Origin of the sequence: Pseudomonas idahonensis (assembly GCF_037903935.1) — a bacterium.
Taxonomy (GTDB): Bacteria; Pseudomonadota; Gammaproteobacteria; order Pseudomonadales; family Pseudomonadaceae; genus Aquipseudomonas; species Aquipseudomonas danubii.
In genome coordinates this window covers 1246795-1266229 of record NZ_CP149586.1, presented here as the reverse complement: position 1 = coordinate 1266229, position 19435 = coordinate 1246795, and the positions used below count along the sequence as shown (strand labels likewise).

General features: G+C 61.7%; 20 protein-coding genes. 5 read left to right on the top strand and 15 right to left on the bottom strand.

Annotation, left to right across the window (positions count from 1 at the left end):
• Positions 1–73 precede the first annotated feature (73 nt).
• A complete protein-coding gene (locus WIN67_RS05690) occupies positions 74–709 on the top strand; it encodes a TetR/AcrR family transcriptional regulator (RefSeq protein WP_102861347.1) in 636 nt (211 codons plus the stop codon).
• Between the two features lie 148 nt (positions 710–857).
• Here WIN67_RS05690 and WIN67_RS05685 read toward each other — a convergent pair whose 3' ends face one another.
• A complete protein-coding gene (locus tag WIN67_RS05685) occupies positions 858–1640 on the bottom strand; it encodes a class I SAM-dependent methyltransferase (RefSeq protein WP_102861346.1) in 783 nt (260 codons plus the stop codon).
• A gap of 93 nt (positions 1641–1733) precedes the next feature.
• Between WIN67_RS05685 and WIN67_RS05680 the strand changes: the two genes are divergently transcribed.
• Positions 1734–2351, top strand: a complete 618-nt coding sequence (locus WIN67_RS05680; protein WP_213664797.1) for an energy transducer TonB — start codon at positions 1734–1736, stop codon at positions 2349–2351.
• Between the two features lie 9 nt (positions 2352–2360).
• Here WIN67_RS05680 and WIN67_RS05675 read toward each other — a convergent pair whose 3' ends face one another.
• The 7 genes from WIN67_RS05675 to ppc form a co-directional block, all read right to left on the bottom strand.
• A complete protein-coding gene (locus WIN67_RS05675; protein WP_102878534.1) occupies positions 2361–3059 on the bottom strand; it encodes an extensin family protein in 699 nt (232 codons plus the stop codon).
• Between the two features lie 13 nt (positions 3060–3072).
• Entirely contained in the window at positions 3073–3903 is an 831-nt protein-coding gene (locus tag WIN67_RS05670; protein WP_102878533.1) for an isocitrate lyase/PEP mutase family protein, read from the bottom strand.
• 33 nt (positions 3904–3936) lie between these two features.
• On the bottom strand, positions 3937–4797 hold the full coding sequence (locus WIN67_RS05665; RefSeq protein WP_170001234.1) for a DUF72 domain-containing protein: 861 nt from the start codon (positions 4795–4797) through the stop codon (positions 3937–3939).
• On the bottom strand, positions 4794–5096 hold the full coding sequence (locus tag WIN67_RS05660; protein ID WP_102878532.1) for a hypothetical protein: 303 nt from the start codon (positions 5094–5096) through the stop codon (positions 4794–4796). Before WIN67_RS05660 ends, WIN67_RS05665 begins: the two co-directional genes overlap by 4 nt.
• A 186-nt stretch (positions 5097–5282) precedes the next feature.
• A complete protein-coding gene (gene tsaB / locus WIN67_RS05655) occupies positions 5283–5957 on the bottom strand; it encodes a tRNA (adenosine(37)-N6)-threonylcarbamoyltransferase complex dimerization subunit type 1 TsaB (RefSeq protein ID WP_296412808.1) in 675 nt (224 codons plus the stop codon).
• Between the two features lie 90 nt (positions 5958–6047).
• Positions 6048–6695 carry an adenylate kinase gene (gene adk, locus WIN67_RS05650; RefSeq protein WP_339070748.1) on the bottom strand — a complete coding sequence of 216 codons (648 nt, stop codon included), beginning with the start codon at positions 6693–6695 and terminating at the stop codon, positions 6048–6050.
• A 289-nt stretch (positions 6696–6984) separates the two neighbouring features.
• Positions 6985–9615, bottom strand: a complete 2631-nt coding sequence (gene ppc, locus WIN67_RS05645; protein ID WP_339070747.1) for a phosphoenolpyruvate carboxylase — start codon at positions 9613–9615, stop codon at positions 6985–6987.
• Between the two features lie 204 nt (positions 9616–9819).
• On the opposite strand from ppc, the gene WIN67_RS05640 reads away from it, so the two are divergent.
• The 3 genes from WIN67_RS05640 to WIN67_RS05630 all read left to right on the top strand — a co-directional run bounded on the left by WIN67_RS05640 (position 9820) and on the right by WIN67_RS05630 (position 11702).
• Positions 9820–10164 (top strand): pilin assembly protein, encoded by a 345-nt coding sequence (locus tag WIN67_RS05640; RefSeq protein ID WP_102878530.1) that lies wholly within the window; start codon positions 9820–9822, stop codon positions 10162–10164.
• Between the two features lie 285 nt (positions 10165–10449).
• Positions 10450–10863 (top strand): DUF4398 domain-containing protein, encoded by a 414-nt coding sequence (locus tag WIN67_RS05635; RefSeq protein WP_016967758.1) that lies wholly within the window; start codon positions 10450–10452, stop codon positions 10861–10863.
• A 50-nt stretch (positions 10864–10913) separates the two neighbouring features.
• Positions 10914–11702 (top strand): OmpA family protein, encoded by a 789-nt coding sequence (locus WIN67_RS05630; protein WP_110596467.1) that lies wholly within the window; start codon positions 10914–10916, stop codon positions 11700–11702.
• Positions 11703–11814: 112 nt separating this feature from the next.
• On the opposite strand, the gene WIN67_RS05625 is transcribed toward WIN67_RS05630, so the two are convergent.
• The 7 genes from WIN67_RS05625 to WIN67_RS05595 form a co-directional block, all read right to left on the bottom strand.
• Positions 11815–12141, bottom strand: a complete 327-nt coding sequence (locus WIN67_RS05625; RefSeq protein WP_102878528.1) for a hypothetical protein — start codon at positions 12139–12141, stop codon at positions 11815–11817.
• A complete protein-coding gene (locus tag WIN67_RS05620) occupies positions 12138–13052 on the bottom strand; it encodes an alpha/beta hydrolase (protein ID WP_339071683.1) in 915 nt (304 codons plus the stop codon). The genes WIN67_RS05625 and WIN67_RS05620 overlap by 4 nt, the downstream gene beginning before the upstream one ends.
• Before the next feature lie 53 nt (positions 13053–13105).
• Positions 13106–14383 carry a flavohemoglobin expression-modulating QEGLA motif protein gene (locus WIN67_RS05615; protein WP_102878527.1) on the bottom strand — a complete coding sequence of 426 codons (1278 nt, stop codon included), beginning with the start codon at positions 14381–14383 and terminating at the stop codon, positions 13106–13108.
• A gap of 243 nt (positions 14384–14626) precedes the next feature.
• Positions 14627–15343 (bottom strand): TetR/AcrR family transcriptional regulator, encoded by a 717-nt coding sequence (locus tag WIN67_RS05610; protein ID WP_102878526.1) that lies wholly within the window; start codon positions 15341–15343, stop codon positions 14627–14629.
• 105 nt (positions 15344–15448) lie between these two features.
• Positions 15449–16951 carry a lysine--tRNA ligase gene (lysS, locus tag WIN67_RS05605; protein ID WP_102861335.1) on the bottom strand — a complete coding sequence of 501 codons (1503 nt, stop codon included), beginning with the start codon at positions 16949–16951 and terminating at the stop codon, positions 15449–15451.
• A gap of 115 nt (positions 16952–17066) precedes the next feature.
• A protein-coding gene (gene prfB, locus WIN67_RS05600) for a peptide chain release factor 2 (protein ID WP_102861334.1) occupies positions 17067–18162 on the bottom strand; the annotation gives its coding sequence in 2 pieces (ribosomal slippage) (positions 17067–18089 and positions 18091–18162; 1095 coding nt in all).
• Positions 18163–18398: 236 nt separating this feature from the next.
• Entirely contained in the window at positions 18399–19400 is a 1002-nt protein-coding gene (locus WIN67_RS05595) for a response regulator (protein WP_102861333.1), read from the bottom strand.
• Positions 19401–19435: the final 35 nt, after the last annotated feature.

Genomic DNA, 19435 nt, shown 5'->3' with positions numbered 1-19435 from the left:
GTGCTTGGAATAATTATACTGGCCGGTATGTTATTAATAGCAAACTCACCAGTCCAGTATTAACAGCGAATAAATGTCCGACAATCACTCCGCAAACGTTGGGCCAGGCAGGCCCAAGGATCTGGCCAAGCGCCAGGCCATTCTCGAAGCAGCGAAAAACCTGTTTCTGAGCAATGGCTACGCCAGTACCAGCATGGATGCGGTCGCCGCCGAAGCCGGCGTTTCAAAACTCACGGTCTATAGCCATTTCAACGACAAAGAGACCCTGTTCACCGCCGCCGTGGTGGCCAAGTGCGAAGAGCAGCTGCCCACGCTGATCTACGAACTGACGCCCGACACACCGGTGCGAGGCGTCCTGTTGAACATCGCACGAGGCTTTCATCAGCTGATCAACAGCGACGAGTCGGTGAACCTGCATCGCTTGATCATGGCCCTGGGCAATCAGGATCCCAAGCTCTCGCAAATGTTCATTGAGGCCGGCCCCGAACGCGTACTGCAGGGTATGGAGCGGCTGCTGGGGCGAATCAATCAGTTGGGCACCTTGCACATCGACAAGCCGCGCAATGCCGCCGAGCATTTCTTCTGCATGCTCAAGGGCGGGGCGAACTTCCGCCTGCTCTATGGTTGCGGCGAGCCCTTGAGAGGCCCCGCTGCGGAAGAGCACGTGCAAGAAGTGGTGGATCTGTTCATGCGCGCCTACCGGCCATAGAAACCGGCATGTGCGGGAGCAGACTGTTGTAGGAGCTGGCTTGCCAGCGAAGAGGCCCTGAGATCGCCTTCGCCGGCAAGCCGGCTCCTACAACCAGGAGCCCTCCCCTGAAACCGCTTTTGCCAGCAAGCCGGCGCCTACATCGGGTTCAGGCCTTGAGGGCCTTCTTCGGGTAGATATCGTAGCGACTGGATTTGCCTTCCAGTCCATGGCTTGGCTTCGGCCCTTCAATGCACGGAGCCTTGCGCGGGCGCTTGACCACCACTCGATGGCTGGCCAGGGCCAGGGCTGCGGCCAGCAGTGCCGGAGCGTCATTGTCGTCCCCCACCAACGGCCGGAACAGACGCATTTCCTTTTTCACCAAGGCGCTTTTCTCCCGATGGGGAAACATCGGATCGAGGTAGATCACCTGAGGCGGCTCGCCCTCCCAGTTGCGCATCAGCTCGATAGAGTTGCCCTTGAGCAAGTGCATGCGGGCAACGATAGGCGCCACCTCGGCGTCCAGCGCCCCCCGGGCCAACCCGTCCTCCAGCAGCGCACCAATCAATGGCTGGCGCTCGATCAGACTCATCTCACAGCCGAGGGTAGCCAGGACAAACCCGTCCTTGCCCAAGCCTGCCGTGGCATCCAGCACCCGTGGCCGCACGCCCTGAGCAACGCCCACCGCCTTGGCAATCATCTGCCCGCTGCCACCACCGTACAGCCGCCGATGGGCCGCACCGCCTTCAACAAAGTCCACCCGCACCGGCCCTGGTGCATCGGCGCCCAGCTGTTGCAATTGCAGCCCCTGCTCACCCACCTGCAGGGCAAACTCGGCCTCGTCGATCTGCAACGGCAGTCCCAGGCGTTGTGCCCATTGCTGAGCCTGCGGCGCGAATCCAGCGTCCAGGGCCTCGACTTTGATGCGGCAGGCCGCGGGTTGCTCATTCATCTGAAAACACACTCAAAAAATTAATGATCGGCAAAAACTGCCGATAACAGAACTATCGGCCATTTTGCCAGAGCTCAGCGTCGACCGAGAGCAATGTCAGACATTCAACGCACATCGATAGGTTATATCTCTCGCCACGGCGACTATGGCCTACGCAACTCCCAGGCACTGAGCGGCGTCAGCCATCTGTGGCAGGACTTCTTTGCCCAGGCCCTGGCCGAGCAACAGGGAGAAGGCACGAGCGTTGAAGGGCTGCCCGCGGTGGCCATCGATGGTCCCGTGGAACCGGTTGGCGGCACCGATGTACTGACGCAGATCGTCAACCAGCGCCATTGCGATGTTCAGGACACCGAGATTCGTCCCCCTGAGCCGCTGTTCCTGCCGATCGCCGAATTCGAAATGGAGCTGCTGGACAAACCGGCTCCGCCCTTCCCTCCAGAAGAAATCGTTGCCCAGCAACGTCAGCAGGACTTTGAGAGTGGCTGGGTCCGCCCGATCGTGCTCAATGCCGGTCAGCCGCTGCCGGCCCCCGGCCCGGCGCCAGAACCACGTCCGCTGCACCTGCCCATCGCCGAATTCGAACTGGACCTGCTGGATAAACCGGCCGAACCGTTCCCGCCGCAGGAGCTTATCGAGCAACAGCGGCAGATGGACTTCGACATCGGCTGGGCACGTCCACTGATTCTGCAGAACCTGCGCATCGCCGCCTGAGCCGGCTCCTCAGCGACATATCCACCAAGGCCCTACATCCAGATGAAAATGGTTGCGATGGGCGCTGTTGTAATCCGGCCCCAGTACCACATTGAATGCATCGCAGGCACCGTCCCGGGCCAGCCGCAAAAAACGTCCCGCATCGCTGTCCTTCGGCCAATCCTTGAGCACACTGATGCTGCGCCCGTCCGCCAGTCGAAAACCGGCAATATCCAGGGCGTTGGCACTGGCGTGCTGACTGCGAGCACCATTCTCACGACTGTACATATTGCGGCAGGCAAAACTGCCCAGATGATCGACCCGCGCCACGCGCTGCCCATACACCGCCTGTGCCGCGGGCTGCAGCCCGTGGCGCTCATAAAGGGCAAAGGCCACCGCCAGTGGGCAACTGGCAAGGAAGCTGCTGCTCAAGGCGACATCACCACCTTGCACGCGCAAGGTATTGCTCAATGGGCAGGCCACATCACCACGACTGTCGGGCTGGCGACTGGTGCGCAAGCCGGAACGGCCAAGCACCTCGTCGCACAGCTGCGGATCGTCCCGCAGCCGCGCCAGCTTGAAGCGGGTCAACAGATTCGGCTTGGCCCTTACATCCAGCGGCGCCCAAGGGTTCCAGGCATCCGCCAGCGGCACCCAGCCCAGGCGTATACCAATCAACAACAAGGCGCCCAGCAACAACAGGACGCCCAGAATTCTCACCACCCGCACAGAATGTCCCGTTTTATGGCTGTTTGAACAATTGATTGATCTGCCGAAACGGCATCGCACGATCGGCAAAATCAAAGCGACCATGCTCGCGGATATCCTCCGCAGCCCGGTAGAAAGCACCATAGGCGGCCCGGGCCAGGGCCGAACCGACACTGATGCGCTTGACCCCCAGCTCCGCCAGTTGCGCCACGCTCAGGTTGAGGCCACCGGACATCAGCACGTTCACCGGCTTGGGCGCCACAGCCCGCACCACCTGCACAATCTCCTCGGCGCTGCGCAGGGCCGGAGCATAGAGTACATCGGCACCGGCTTCGGCAAAGGCCTGCAAGCGGCGAATGGTGTCTGGCAGATCATCACGACCGTGGAGCAGGTTCTCCGCCCGGGCAGTCAGGATGAAGGGGAACGGCAAGCTGCGCACGGCGGCAGCACAGGCCTCGATACGCTCCACCGCCAGGTTGAAGTCATAGATAGGGTCGTCGGCGCGACCGCTGGCGTCCTCGATCGAGCCTCCAACCACACCACTGGCTGCCGCCAACAACAGGGCTTGGGCGCAACCTTCAGGACTGTCGGAAAAGCCGTTTTCCAAGTCCACCGCCACCGGCAGGCTGCTGGCACCGACTATGACCCGCACATTGTCCAGGGTGTCTTCCAGGCTGACGGCGCCCTCGGCATCCGGACGCCCCAGGGAGAAGGCATAACCGGCGCTGGTGGTGGCCAGGGCCTCGAACCCGAGACCGGCCAGCATCTTCGCGGAACCGGCATCCCAGGGGTTGGGAATGACAAAGGCGCCGGCACGTTCATGCAGGGCCTTGAAGGCATTGGCTCGAAGGGTTTGCGCGTCCATTTGCTCGCTCCGGAAGAAGGCAATGAAGACGCCTCAGAGCAAGCCGAGCTGCTCCGCGGCGGGCTCTCTGTATAACTCAGGCAACGCGGGCAAGCCAGGCAAACGTTGCATCAGCTGGCTATGAAAACGGCGGGCCAGTTCAGCGGCCAGTCGGTTGTCCGAGGTATGCAGGAAGACATAAGGGGTACGCCCCTCTTCGATCCAGCCGGCGACCTTGTCGATCCAGGGCACGAGAAATGGATCGTTGGCCTCAAGCTCCGGATGACCGATGAAGCGCACTTGCGGAAACTGGGTGAACGCCGCAGGTCGCGGCGGCACCTTGGGCTTTTTCGACTGGGCGTGCAGCACCGCGGGAGCAGTGGACGTGCAACTGAACAGGGCCCGTGGATCAAGGCAGATACGCTCGACGCCACGCTCACGCAACAGTCGGTTGAGCATGCGCTCCGCATCGCCCTTGGCAAAGAACTCCGGATGCCGGACCTCCACCGCCAGCGGCCGCTCCAGACCCTCGATAAAGCCCGCCAATTCCCCCAGACGCTGCGGTGCGAAGCTGGCCGGCAATTGCAGCCACAAGGGCGACACACGTTCCCCCAGGGGGCTGAGCAACTGGATAAAGGTCTGGGCAGCGCTCAGTTGTTCGCGCAGGTCACCGCCGTGGCTGATGTCACCGGGAAACTTGGCGGTGAAACGAAAGTGCTCGGGCATGATCTGGGCCCAGCGCTGCACAGTGCCGGGCGCGGGCCGTGCATAGAAGGTGGTGTTGCCTTCAACGGCATTGAAGACCTGGGAATACAGGCCAAGGAAATCAGTGGGTCGCGCATCCTCCGGGTACAGGTACTCACGCCAGGCGTTTTCGCTCCAGGAAGGACAACCCAGGAAATAAGGCAGCATCAGATGTACAGGTCGAGCCCCACCACTTCCAGATCCCAATCGACAAAGCCGGCGGTGGTCAGGTAGCTGGCCAGGGCATTGGCCACGCTCTTTTTCATCGCGCGCTGAAAGATCATGTCCTGAGGACGGGCGGGGAGATTACCGGTGCGGGGGGCAGATGCCTGGGAACGGCTTTGAGTCGCAGGTTCGGACTGGACTTCAATGGCGTCGTCATCGTCCAGAGACTCGTCTACCAGCGCCAGGCCTTTACGAGGCTTGCGCTTGATGGGGTAGGACTGAGAGGAGATGCCGTCTATGCGCATACTGAAAAGCCCGGGGTCAATGATGGCAATTTAGCGGCACCGCTTCGACTTAGCAAATGCCCAAGTGATAACTAGAACACAGAAAAGCCAAAAGGTTTAAACCCGAGCAGAATCGACTCCGAAAACCAGACGATTGGCCGGTTTACACCGGAAAAATCTGAACCCCCGCAAACACTTGGACCACCCTCAACGAGCTTTGGGCGTGGCCACCTTGTCGCGCAGATAGACCGGTTGTGCGTCGTCGGCAACTATCGCTTCGCCCCGCTCCCAGGCAAATTTCGCCAGGGTCAGCAGGTCTTCGGCGTGGGGCAGCATGCCCGCGTCCTGACCACTGAGAGGGACCGCGATGCGCACGCCATAACCCCAGCCGGTGCCCGCGCCGAACCAGTCGCCGCTGGCCCCTTCCGGCAAGGCCGCGACTTCCGGCGGCAGCACCGCTTCGGCGCCCACCAGACGCATCTCGCCAGCCGTTTCCCGGTAGCAGCCCCAATAGACTTCATCCATGCGCGCATCGATGGCCGAGGCCACCTGGGTCGCACCGTGCTCACGCAAGGCGCGCTGGGCCAGCACCGCCAGGTTGGACACCGGCAGCACAGGACGCTCCAGGGCGAAGGCCAGCCCTTGCACCACGCCAATGGCGATCCGCACGCCGGTGAAAGCGCCGGGGCCACGGCCAAAGGCAATCGCATCCACCGCCTGCAAGGTGGTGCCGGCATTGGCCAGCAGCTCCTGGATCATCGGCAACAGCTTCTGTGCATGCAGGCGGGGGATCACCTCGTAATGGCTCGTAACCTTGCCGTCATGCAGCAAAGCAACGGAGCAAGCTTCAGTCGCGGTGTCCAGGGCCAGCAAGGTGCTCATCGGGGGTTCCATCGGCATTGAAAAAAGTGACGCATTATAAACAGCAACGGCCCGCAAGCGGGCCGTTGAACGATCAAACGATCAGGCAACTCAGCTCAGGGCTTCGAGCACCTTGGCGGTGATCACGTCCACCGAACCCACGCCAGGGATATGGCTGTACTTCGGTTTGCCTTGAGCCGCGGCCAGTTGCTGGTAGAACTCCACCAGCGGCTTGGTCTGGGAGTGATAGACCGACAGGCGATGACGCACGGTTTCTTCGGTGTCGTCCTTGCGCTGCACCAGGTCTTCACCGGTGATGTCGTCCTTGCCGGCAATCTTCGGCGGGTTGTAAACGGTGTGGTAGACCCGGCCCGAAGCTTCGTGCACCCGGCGGCCGGCAATACGCTGGACGATCTCTTCGTCGTCAACAGCGATTTCTACTACGTTGTCCAGCTCAACACCGGCTTTGACCAGCGCTTCGGCCTGAGGAATGGTGCGCGGGAAGCCGTCGAACAGGAAGCCATTAACGCAGTCGGCCTGGCTGATGCGTTCCTTGACCAGGTTGATGATCAGGTCATCGGACACCAGGCCACCGCTGTCCATCACGCTCTTGGCCTTCAGGCCCAGCTCGGTGCCGGCCTTGACCGCAGCACGCAGCATGTCGCCGGTGGAGATCTGTGGAATGCCGAACTTTTCGGTGATGAACTTTGCCTGAGTACCTTTACCGGCCCCGGGAGCTCCCAGCAGAATTACGCGCATCGATGTGCTCCTCAATTTTTTATTTAGAAACGCTCAGATTCGCCTCGTGGGGCCAATCTCAAAAATAGGATAGTGGCCGCCCAAACGGCCAAAGGCTGATCAAGATACACAGCCGACACAGCGCACACAAGCAGTCGAAAGTCGGAGGAACCCGGCCCTTTTGTGCCCCCTCGGCACGGTAGAACAAGTCGCAACCCCATAACAAAGTGTCGCCAGATGAATCTGAGCGACACCTTGGGATTGTCCCGATCAGGGCCGTGCCAAAGCAGGCCGACAGCCCTCTGCAACCTCAGCCGGTATTGCGCAAACCGGCGGCGATACCCGCTACGGAGACCAGCAGCGCCTGTTCCAGGGGGCTTCCTTGCGGCGCCTCCTGTTTGCGCGAGCGCGCCAGCAACTCCGCCTGCAACAGATGCAGCGGGTCGAGGTAGGTATTGCGCAGGCGGATGAACTCCAGGGTGTCGGGGCTGTGGGCCAGCAGTTGCGACTGCCCGGTCAGGCCCAGGACCACCGCGCAGGCCTGCGACAATAGGTCGCGTAAATGCGCACCCAATGGCAGCAGTTCCGCTTCCACCAGGCGCTCGTCATAAGAACGGGCAATGTCGGCATCGGCCTTGGCCAGGACCATCTCCAGCATGTCGATGCGAGTGCGGAAAAACGGCCATTGCTCACGCATCTGCCCCAGCAACTCACCCTCGCCTCGGGCCAGCGCCTTGCTCAAGGCCGCTTCCCAGCCGAGCCACGCCGGCAGCATCAGGCGCGTCTGAGTCCAGCCGAAGATCCATGGGATAGCCCGCAGGCTTTCAATGCCACCGGCACGGCGCTTGGCCGGCCGACTGCCCAGGGGCAGGCGCCCCAGTTCCTGCTCCGGGGTGGACTGGCGGAAGTACTCGACAAACTGCGGGTTGTCCCGCACCACCGCGCGATAGGCCTGGACCCCGTCGCTGGCCAGCTCGTCCATCAGGTGACGCCAGGCTGGCTCCGGAGGCGGCGGCGGCAGCAAGGTGGCTTCCAGTACCGCAGCCAGATAGAGGTTGAGGTTCTGCTCGGCGATGTCCGGCAGGCCAAATTTGAAACGGATCATTTCCCCCTGCTCGGTGGTGCGGAAGCGCCCCGCCACCGAACCCGGAGGCTGCGACAGAATCGCCGCGTGGGCCGGACCGCCGCCGCGCCCCACAGTACCGCCGCGGCCATGGAACAACAGCAGTTCCACCTGCTGTTCACGGCAGATATCCACCAGCCGTTCCTGAGCCCGATATTGCGCCCAGGCCGCAGCGGTGGTCCCGGCATCCTTGGCCGAGTCGGAATAACCGATCATCACTTCCTGAGGCCCTTGCAGGCGTGAGCGATAGCCCGGCATGTGCAGCAGTTTTTCCATCACCGGCCCGGCGTTGTCCAGGTCCGCCAGGGTTTCGAACAGGGGCACCACACGCATCGGCCGCAGCACCCCAGACTCCTTGAGCAGCAACTGCACCGCCAGTACATCGGAGGCCGCGCCCGCCATGGAAATCACGTAGGAACCCAAGGAAGCCGCCGGGGCGACGGCGATCTCGCGACAGGTAGCGAGCACCTCCGCCGTGTCAGCCGAGGGTTTGAAATAACCCGGCAGCAAGGGACGGCGACTGCTCAGCTCGCGCATCAGGAAGCTGATGCGATCTTCCTCGCTCCAGTCCTCATAGCGGCCCAGGCCCAGATAGTCAGTGATTTCGGTCATGGCCGAGGTGTGCCGACTGGAGTCCTGACGCACATCGAGACGCACCAGGAACAGGCCGAACGTCACCGCCCGCCGCAAGCAATCGAGCAATGGGCCATCGGCGATCACCCCCATCCCGCATTCATGCAGCGACTGGTAGCACAGCTGCAGCGGCTCCAGCAGGTCGCGGTTGTTCTGCAATACCTCGGCCCCCGCCGGCACCGGAGCGCCAAGCGCTGCATGCGCCCAGTTACGGGTGGCCCGCAGACGCTCGCGCAATTGCTTGAGCAGCGCCCGATACGGCTCGGCACTGTCCCCGGCCCTGGCCAGCAAGGCCGCGCTGGCCTGTTGCATGGACAGTTCGGCAGCCAGGTGATCGACGTCCCGCAGGTACAGGTCGGCAGCCATCCAGCGCGCCAGCAACAGTACCTCCCGGGTCACGCTGGCGGTGACATTGGGGTTGCCGTCACGGTCGCCGCCCATCCAGGAAGCGAAGCGGATCGGTGCCGATTCCAACGGCAGGTGCAGCCCGGTAGCCTCGAACAACGCCTTGTCGGCCTTGCGCAGGTAGTTGGGAATGGCCTGCCACAAGGAGTGCTCGATCACCGCGAAACCCCATTTGGCCTCATCCACCGGCGTCGGCCGAGTACGGCGGATTTCCTCGGTGTGCCAGGCTTCGGCAATCAAGCGCTGCAGGCGTTCCTGGATCTGCCCGCGCTCGGCGCTGGTGAGATCGCGATGGTCCTGGGCCGCCAGTTGCCCGGCGATGGCATCGTATTTCTGAATCAGGGTGCGGCGCGCCACTTCGGTGGGGTGAGCGGTGAGCACCAGCTCGATCTCCAGGCGCCCCAACTGCCGGGCCAGAGCATCGGCAGAATGCCCAGCAGCCCGCAGCCGAGCCAGCAGCTCCGGTAGTACCCGGGCCTCGAACGGCGCCGGCTGCGACTCGTCGCGGCGGTGGATCAACTGATACTGCTCGGCGATGTTCGCCAGGTTGAGGAACTGGTTGAAGGCCCTGGCCACCGGAAGCAGTTCGTCCTCGCTCAACTGGTCGAGGCTGGCACTCAATTCGACCCCGGGCGAGCCCCGTCGATCGGCCTTGGCGCCCTTGCGAATCTGCTCGATCTTGTCGAGGAAAGCCTCCCCGTACTGATCACGGATGGTATTGCCCAACAGTTCTCCCAAGAGGTGAACGTCTTCGCGCAAGCGCGCATCAATATCGGTCATCGAGGTGTTCTCCAGCAGACTCAAGGCGGCACGGAAGGCTCAAGAGTGCCGCTTGCAGGCATCCCTTAGCAAGCACGTGGCAAACCGGCGCCCAACCTTCGGCGATGGAGCTAGTCTCAACAGTAGACCGCACAAGGGCCACGCACCGGCCCGTGCCGGTCACTCAACCCAACTTGCCACAAGCAGGTGTTCATTGAGGTCATCATGAAAATCCGTGAACTTGCGCAACACTGGGAAGAAAACGCCAAGGGTCGCCTGACCAAGACCGGCTACCGGATTCACCTGGATGTGGAAGCCGCCGCGCGCCTGGCCGCACTCTCCGAGATGTACCCCAAACGCCAGACCGAGGAACTGCTCGGCGAACTGATCGGCGCCGCCCTGGAAGAGCTGGAAGCCAGCTTCCCCTACATCCAGGGTCAGCACGTAGTGGCCACCGACGAGGAAGGTGATCCGCTGTACGAAGATGTCGGCCCCACCCCACGCTTTCTGGCCCTGTCACGTCAACATCTGCAGTTGATCTCAAGCCAGGCCGACAAGCCCAAACACTGAGTCCACCGTCTCTCGTTTCCCTTGAGAAAACCATCGCTCCCGGTCCTGAAAAGGGCCGGGGATACCCCTGCGCACAGCAAAAGTTCCCGATTTAGAGCCCTGACCAAGGCGTCAGATTTTTTTCCGGCCAATCGCCATCTTTCTCTGAACTATTCAAAAAAGCCTCGGGTCACACCCATTAGCCATCACTGGAACGGCCGTTTCAAATTTTGCCATCAGCGCCCGTCACTCAGCGTCACGGCGCCAGGACCGGGATGGATATTGATGTTTTTCAGGAGTTACCCAATGGAGTTGAAGACCATGAAGATCAGCACTGCCAAATCCTCGTTCACCTCTCTGCGCGGGCTGAAACTGGCCGCGCTGGCCCTCGGTAGCAGCATGGTACTGGCCGGTTGTGCCGGTAACCCGCCTTCCGAGCAGTACGCGGTCACGCAATCTGCGGTCAACAGCGCAGTGAGCGCAGGCGGCACCGAATTCGCCGCCGTGGAAATGAAATCGGCCCAGGACAAGCTCAAGCAAGCCGAGATTGCCATGCACGACAAGAAGTACGACGAAGCCCGTCGCCTGGCTGAACAAGCCGAGTGGGATGCCCGTGTCGCCGAACGCAAGGCCCAGGCCGCCAAGGCCGAACAGGCGCTGAAAGATTCGCAGAAAGGCGTTCAGGAACTGCGTCAGGAAGGTATGCGCAGCGTGCAGTAAGCCGCCGCCGATTCCCACGTACTCGTATTTGATTGAAAGGACGAACCATTATGCGCAAACAACTGATGATCCCTGCCCTGTTGGCCATGAGCGTAGCCCTGGCGGCGTGCTCCACCCCGCCTAACGCCAACCTGGAAAACGCCCGGACCAACTTCTCCGGCCTGCAAGCCAACCCGCAGGCGAGCAAAATCGCGGCCCTGGAAACCAAGGATGCCGCCGACTGGATGGACAAGGCCGACAAGGCCTACCTGAACAAGGAAGACGAGAAGAAAGTCGACCAACTGGCCTACCTGACCAACCAGCGGGTTGAAGTGGCCAAGGAAACCATTGCCCTGCGCACTGCCGAAGCCAAGCTCAAGGACGCCGGCGACCAGCGCGCCCGCGCCATCCTCGATGCCCGTAACGCGCAGATCAAACAACTGCAGGACAGCCTCAACGCCAAGCAGACCGATCGCGGCACCCTGGTGACTTTCGGTGACGTGCTGTTCGCCACCAACAAGTCCGACCTGAAATCCAATGGTCTGGTGAACATCAACAAGTTGTCGCAATTCCTCCAGGAGAACCCGGACCGCAAGGTGATCGTCGAAGGCTACACCGACAGCACCGGCAGCGACTCCTACAACCAGTCCCTGTCCGAGCGCCGTGCCGGCTCGGTGCAGATGGCCCTGATCCGCATGGGCGTCGATCCGGCGCGGATCGTCAGCCAGGGTTACGGCAAGGAGTATCCGGTGGCCGATAACGGCAGCGTTTCCGGTCGTGCCATGAACCGTCGTGTGGAAGTGACCATTTCCAACGACAACCAGCCGGTGGCGCCACGCTCGGCCATCAGCCGCAACTGATGGAGCGCCCTGCTTATATAGGCAGGTAAAACCAAACGCCGCCGACCTCTTCAGGTCGGCGGCGTTTTTTTATGCGGTTATCCAGATGGGAACCGGCTGGCCGGCAAACCGATCACTGCTGCAGTTGCGGCGTCTCTTGCCCCATGCAGCGCACGGCCTGCTTCTTCTTGTTCACCAGCACCCCGGTCAAGCCCTTCTGCTGGGTGTCGAACAACACCAGCACGCCATCGATGCACTGGGCCACTTCATCGGCCGGTTGCAGGGAGATCTTGTAGTCCTCGCCGGGCACGGTCTTGAGCATGGTGAAGTCGCTGAGCAGCAGCGCGTCCTCCGGTTTGGCGAAGTGCAGGTAACCGTAGTACCACAGGCAGGCCACGGTGCCGATGATGCTGCAGATACCGGTGATGATCATTGGAATGGCGTTACGTTCTTCACTCATTGCGGACTCTCTGGAGGTTCAACTGCTGAATTCGGCGTCGCCGGGTAGTTGGGGATTTCCCCCAGGCGGCGCAACCCGTCGAAATGCTGCGGATCGTCGAGGTAGCGCAGCATCACGCGGCGCCAGGTCGGATCGGCAAAGGTTTGCACATGGCCGCCGCGGGTCAGTTGCAGGACCCGCGGTGGCGGCGCAGCTTGATACACGCGGATGCCGTTGGAAAGGGGCACGATCGGATCGTCGATGCTGTGGTAAATGAGTTTCGGCACGCCGGTCAGGCGCGGCAGCAGGTGAACCGCGCTGTCGGCGTCTGGCACCAGCCACGACAAAGGCACCTGCAACGGCCAGATCAGCCAGGACGTGCTCAGGGCATAACGCCCGACATCACGGTAGCTGGCCGGCACGCCGTCGAGGACGATGGCCTTGAGTTGGGCCTGACGCTCGGGGTGCTCCACCAGATAATGAATGGCCAGGGCGCCGCCAAGGCTTTGTCCGAGGACGATCAAGGGTTTGCCTTGAACCTCCGGGGCCTGGTCCAACCACTTGAACGCGGCATCGACGTCCTGGTAGATCGCCGGCAGGCTCGGCGCACCTTCGGACAAACCATATCCACGGTAGTCCAGCAGCAACACCTGATAGCCCTGCTCCGGCAACCACCAACTGCCCCCCAGGTGCCAGGCCAGGTTGCCGCCGTTGCCGTGCAGGTGCAGCACCGTGCCCTTGACGGCCACCCCCGGTTTGGCCGGCAGCCACCAGCCGTGCAGCTTGAGGCCATCGGCGCTGGTCAGGGTAATGTCACGGTATTCGAGCTTGGCCCGTTCGGGGGTGAAGGGCAGCCCGGGCTCGGGATAGAACAGCAACGAGCTGCAGCCGGTGAGGCACAGCAGCAACGTCAGTGCGGCCAACAAACGCATCATCGGCCCATCCGTGCATCTATGAATACGTCCATGTGCGCCCCCGGAAAAATTCAAAGGATATTGGAGTAGTCCGCCTCGATCCGATCCAGGCTCAGGTGGTTGAGGAAGTTGGAGAAACACATCCACGCCGACAGCGCATTCATGTCGCGGAACTGGTCGGGCAGGTACTTGGGTGGCACCACCAGGCCTTCATCCACCAGTTGGCGCAAGGTGCGCATGTCTTCTAGGGTGGTCTTGCCGCAGAACAGCAAGGGGATCTGTTCCAGCTTGCCCTTGCGCACAGCCAGCTGAATGTAGTTGTAAACCATGATGAAACCCTTGAGATAGGACAAGTCTTTGGTAAACGGCAGCCCGTTGGGCACCGAACCGCGGAACACCCGGCTGGCGTTGCCGTAGCTCTCGGCCATCTCGAAACCCTGCTCACGGAAGAACTCGAACACCTGCAGAAAGTCCGCGCCCTCCTCCACCATGTGGATGGCTCGGGTGCGGTTGGTCAGCTTGCGCAGGCGGCTGGGGTAGGAGGCAAAGGTGATGATCTCCATCAGGATCGCCAGGCCTTCCTGGGTCACCGTGGACGACGGCGGGCCCTTGGCCAGGAAGGTGCAGATCGGCTGGTTCAACCCGTTGAGGGTGGTGCCCACATGCACCAACCCCTCATGGACTTCCAGCGCCCGCACGTCCCGGTTGTTGAACATCGCATCGCTGCGGATCTTGATGTAGTCGGCACCCGCCGCCGCGTCGGCGACAATGCCGTCGGACTCGAATACGCGGATGGTTTCCTCGGCCTCGCCGAACACTTTGTTCAACCGGCTTTGCAGCAGGCTCACCGCCTCCTTGGCGCTGAGAATCTTGGGTTCGTCCTTGAGATCGCCACGCCCGTCGATGTTGTTCAGGTAGTCGGACATCATCAGCCCGAGGTCTGCCAGAGTCGGATCACCGGCGTGGAAGGCATCGGACGCGGCGCCATAAAGCTCCTGGGAAATCAGCCCGAAATCAGCGGTCCCCCGGGCTTCGAGCATGCGCACCACCATGCGGTATTCCTTGCACATCCGGCGCATGATCTGCCCCACCGGGTTGAACTGGCCCAACTGGCGGGTGATGTCGCGCTCAATGTTCTGGAACTCCAGTTTCACCGCGCCAGAGTCGAAGGACAGCGGCCGCCCTTCGTAATAGGCGCGGTCCACCGCCGGCATTTCCTTGCCCTTGGCCTTGAGAAAGCCCTTGCGGATGTTCTCGTCCCACTTCACCGCATCCAGCACCCGGATCGGTGTCTGGGCCAGCACTATGCGATCGGACAAAGTGCGTATCGTCTGCTGGTAATCGTCCACCCGAAACTCCTATTGAATGGGTCTGTAGCGCGGGGTCACTTGCCCAGCAATTGGGTAGGCGCCGCCTGTTCAGCCGGCAGCGGGTCCTTGAAGAGCATCTGGCAACCGCTGAGCAGCGGGAACGACGGGGCAATCAGAATGCGCCAGGCTTGCATGCAACTCTCCTTTGAACACCAGAATGACTGTAGCCGCTGGCGTGGGCCTCGGCCGACAGGCCGCAGCCGGTCAGCCGTGTGGGGCGCGTCAGACCGAAGCCAGAACCAGATGCATGTAGCGCGTGAGGATACCGAGCATCTCTTCCTCCGCCAGCGGCTCAGCGCCGTTGAGCAGGCCCTGATACTCCATCCGGCCGATTATAGACGTCAACACCTTGGCATCCTGCTGCGGCTCCCGCGAGCCCAAGACCTGAAAGAACTGACAGGTGCCGTGGAGCAGGATCTGCTGGTGCGAGCGCACCAACTGCGCCAGGCGCGGGTTGAGCAAGGCTTCCTGGCGGAAGGCCTGCTCGGCCATCAGGTGCTCACGGCGGGTACTCAACTGGCGCTGCACATAGTCGGCGGTCAGCCGTGCGATGTCGTCGGCCAGCTGCGAGCGAGACGCCGGACTGCCATCACCGTAGGCGACCATTTCCCGCAGCAACCCTTCGTTGTTGGCCCACAGCTTGCCCATGAACGCCGCGCTGCGTTCCACATACTGAGCGAAGGTATCGGTGAGCAGGTCATCGATATCCTTGAAGTAATAGGTGGTGGCCGACAAGGGCACACCGGCTTCGGCGGCCACCGCGCGATGGCGCACGGCCCGCACGCCGTCACGCACCACAATGCGCATGGCGGCATCAAGAATGTCCTGTCTACGCTGCTCACTGCCCTGCCGGCTGGCCTTGCGCCCCTGGTACTGAACACTTTCAGCCACCGCAGTGGCGATGCCGGCTGCACCTTCTTGAGCAATTGCGCGGTTCACGACAGATATTCCCTCTTGAAAATCACACAGAATTAGAAGCGGTACGTCAGTTCCAACCAGACAATAAAAAGCCGCCTGTTAAAGGCGGCTTCTTATTCACAACACTTAAGCTTGCGGCCGCATGTGCGGGAACAGGATCACGTCGCGAATCGACGGCGAGTTGGTCAGCAGCATCACCAGACGGTCGATACCGATGCCTTCACCGGCGGTGGGCGGCATGCCGTATTCCAGGGCACGGACGAAGTCGGCGTCGTAGTGCATGGCTTCGTCGTCACCGGCGTCCTTGTCGGCCACCTGGGCCATGAAGCGCTCGGCCTGATCTTCCGCGTCATTGAGCTCGGAGTAGGCGTTGGCGATCTCGCGGCCGCCGATGAACAGCTCGAAACGGTCGGTGACGTTGGGGTTCTCGTCGTTGCGACGGGCCAGCGGCGACACCTCGAACGGGTACTGGGTGATGAAGTGCGGCTGTTCCAGCTTGTGCTCCACCAGCTCTTCGAAAATCATCACCTGCAACTTGCCCAGACCTTCGAAGCCCAGAACCTTGGCGCCGGCCTTCTTGGCGATGGCGCGAGCCTTGTCGATGTCATTCAGGTCATCGGCCGTCAGCTCAGGGTTGTACTTGAGGATCGAATCGAACACCGAGAGACGGGCGAACGGCTCGCCGAAGTGGAACACCTTGTCGCCGTAAGGCACGTCGGTGCTGCCCAGCACCAGCTGCGCCAGTTCACGGAACAGCTCTTCGGTCAGGTCCATGTTGTCTTCGTAGTCGGCGTAGGCCTGGTAGAACTCCAACATGGTGAATTCAGGGTTGTGACGAGTCGAAACGCCTTCGTTACGGAAGTTGCGGTTGATCTCGAACACTTTTTCAAACCCGCCAACCACCAGCCGCTTCAGGTACAGCTCGGGCGCGATGCGCAGGAACATTTCCATGTCCAGGGCGTTGTGGTGAGTCTCGAACGGCTTGGCCGCGGCGCCGCCAGGAATGGTTTGCAGCATCGGCGTTTCGACTTCAAGGAAGTCGCGCTTCATCAGGAAGCTGCGGATGTGGGCAATGACTTGCGAACGCACGCGGAACGTCTGGCGCACGTCTTCGTTGACGATCAGGTCAACGTAACGCTGGCGGTAGCGCTGCTCGGTGTCGGTCAGGCCGTGGTGCTTGTCCGGCAGCGGACGCAGCGATTTGGTCAGCAGGCGCACGTGGGTCATTTCAACGTACAGGTCACCCTTGCCGGAGCGGGCCAGGGTGCCTTCGGCGGCAATGATGTCGCCCATGTCCCAGGTTTTCACCGCGGCCAGGGTTTCTTCGGACAGGGTCTTGCGGTTGACGTAGACCTGGATCCGCCCGGTCATGTCCTGGATCACCATGAACGAGCCACGGTTGAGCATGATGCGACCAGCAACCTTGACCGGGATCGCCGCCTCTGCCAGCTCTTCCTTGGTCTTGTCGGCGTACTTTTTCTGCAGATCTTCGCAGTAGTTTTCGCGGCGGAAGTCGTTCGGGAAGGCATTGCCCTTGGCGCGCTCGGCAGCAAGCTTTTCCTTGCGCAGGGCGATCAGGGAGTTTTCTTCCTGTTGCAGGGCTTGCGGGTCGAGTTGTTGGTCGCTCATGTCTTTAGATATTCCATCAGGTTCGTTGCCCCCGGGCCTTGCGGCCCGGGGATCGCCAGCAGAGCTGGCTCCTACAGGGATCGCGTTGAATCAGCCGATCCTGTATCGCGTCTTTTTACAGTCCGGATTTCAGGCTGGCTTCCAGGTATTCGTCGATGTCGCCGTCGAGCACCTTGTCGCAGTCGCTGCGTTCGATGTTGGTGCGCAGGTCCTTGATCCGCGACGCGTCGAGCACGTACGAGCGAATCTGATGACCCCAGCCGATGTCCGACTTGGTGTCTTCCAGGGCCTGGGAAGCCGCGTTGCGCTTCTGCATTTCCTGCTCGTACAACTTGGCCCGCAGCATTTTCATGGCGGTGTCCTTGTTGGCGTGCTGGGAGCGTTCGTTCTGGCAGCTGACCACGGTGTTGGTCGGTACGTGGGTAATACGCACGGCCGAGTCAGTGGTGTTTACGTGCTGACCACCGGCACCGGAGGAACGATAGGTATCGATCCGCAGGTCGGCCGGGTTGATCTCGATTTCCACCTTGTCATCGATCTCTGGCGAAACGAACACTGCCGAGAACGAGGTGTGGCGACGGTTGCCGGAGTCGAACGGGCTCTTGCGCACCAGGCGGTGCACGCCGATCTCGGTGCGCAGCCAACCGAAGGCGTATTCGCCTTTGATGTGCACGGTCGCGCCCTTGATCCCGGCCACTTCACCGGCCGACAGCTCCATGATGGTCGCTTCGAAACCGCGCTTGTCGGCCCAGCGCAAGTACATGCGCAGCAGGATGTTGGCCCAGTCCTGGGCCTCGGTGCCGCCGGAGCCGGCCTGGATGTCCAGGTAGGCGTTGTTCGGGTCCATTTCGTGGCTGAACATGCGGCGGAATTCTAGTTTGGCGAGGTTTTCCTCGAGACGGGCCAGTTCGGCGACGACATCGCCCACTGCACCTTCGTCGTTTTCTTCGACGGCCATGTCCAGCAGATCGCGGCAATCGGCCAGACCGCCGTTCAGCTCGTCCAGGGTCTCGACGATCTGTGCCAGCGCGGCGCGCTCGCGGCCCAGTTCCTGGGCGTATTCGGGTTTGTTCCAGACACTCGGATCTTCAAGCTCGCGATTGACCTCGGTCAGACGCTCATGCTTTTGATCGTAGTCAAAGATACCCCCGAATAGTTTCGGAGCGCTCGGACAGGTCCTTGATGGTGTTAAGGATCGGGTTGATTTCCATGGGGGGCGGCACTCGTTGGCGAACTTTTGAAAGCCGGAGATTATAACGGAATCACCGAATCACGGCAGCCCGCTTAGCGGCTTTAGCGGCCAATCGGCCATCTAATTTCAGTGAGCGAACCACTGAGATTCGCGCACAGGCGCCATTTTACCGCCCTGATCCATCTGCGCCCGGGTCCGAAAGGCAGCCGGGGCCAGCCCGCTACCCGCAGGCCATGAGCCGCCCCCCCAGAGCCGCTACTCGATCCCTACCTGGTTGCGACCGTTGTTCTTCGCCAGGTACAGCCCCTTGTCCGCCGCCGAAATCAACTGTCGACAATGGCTGTTGGGCTGCGGCGTTACGGTGGAAAGGCCGATGCTGATGGTCAGGCTGGCGCCCTCCACCGGCACGATATGAGGGATTTTCAGGGCTTCCACGGTCTGGCGCAGCTTCTCCGCCACCAGTCGCGCCCCGCCCGGCGAAGTATTGGGCAGCACCAGCACGAACTCTTCGCCGCCGTAACGCGCCGGCAGGTCGGAAGGCCGGCTGCTGGCCTCGCGTATCGCCGTGGCCACCTTGCGCAGGGCTTCATCCCCTTCCAGGTGGCCGAAGGTATCGTTGTAGGTCTTGAAGTAGTCGACGTCGATCATCAACAACGACAGCTGGCTCTGCTCTCGCATCGCCCGACGCCATTCCAGTTCCAGGTATTCGTCGAAGTGCCGACGGTTGGACAGCCCGGTCAGGCCGTCGGAGTTCATCAGTCGCTGCAGCACCAGGTTGGTGTCCAGCAATTGCTGCTGGCTGACCCGCAACGCACGGTAGGCCGCATCGCGCTGCAACAGGGTCATGTAGGAGCGCGAGTGATAGCGGATGCGCGCCACCAGCTCGATGTTGTCCGGCAGCTTGACCAGGTAGTCGTTGGCCCCGGCGGCAAAGGCCGCACTCTTGATCAGCGGGTCTTCCTTGGTCGAGAGGACAATGATCGGGATGTTCTGGGTCGCCGGATGATTACGGTACTCGCGCACCAGGGTCAGGCCATCCAGCCCTGGCATCACCAGGTCCTGGAGGATCACCGTGGGCTTGATGCGGATGGCCTGGGCGATGGCCTGGTGAGGATCGGCGCAGAAGTGGAAGTCGATGTTTTCCTCATTCGCCAACCCACGCCGAACGGCCTCGCCGATCATGGCCTGGTCATCCACCAGCAACACCATCGCGGCGTTTTCGTCGGTCTTGAATTCGTCGAGCTGTAAATCATTCATGGGTTGTCACCTGAGTTGCTACCTGGCCAGGACAG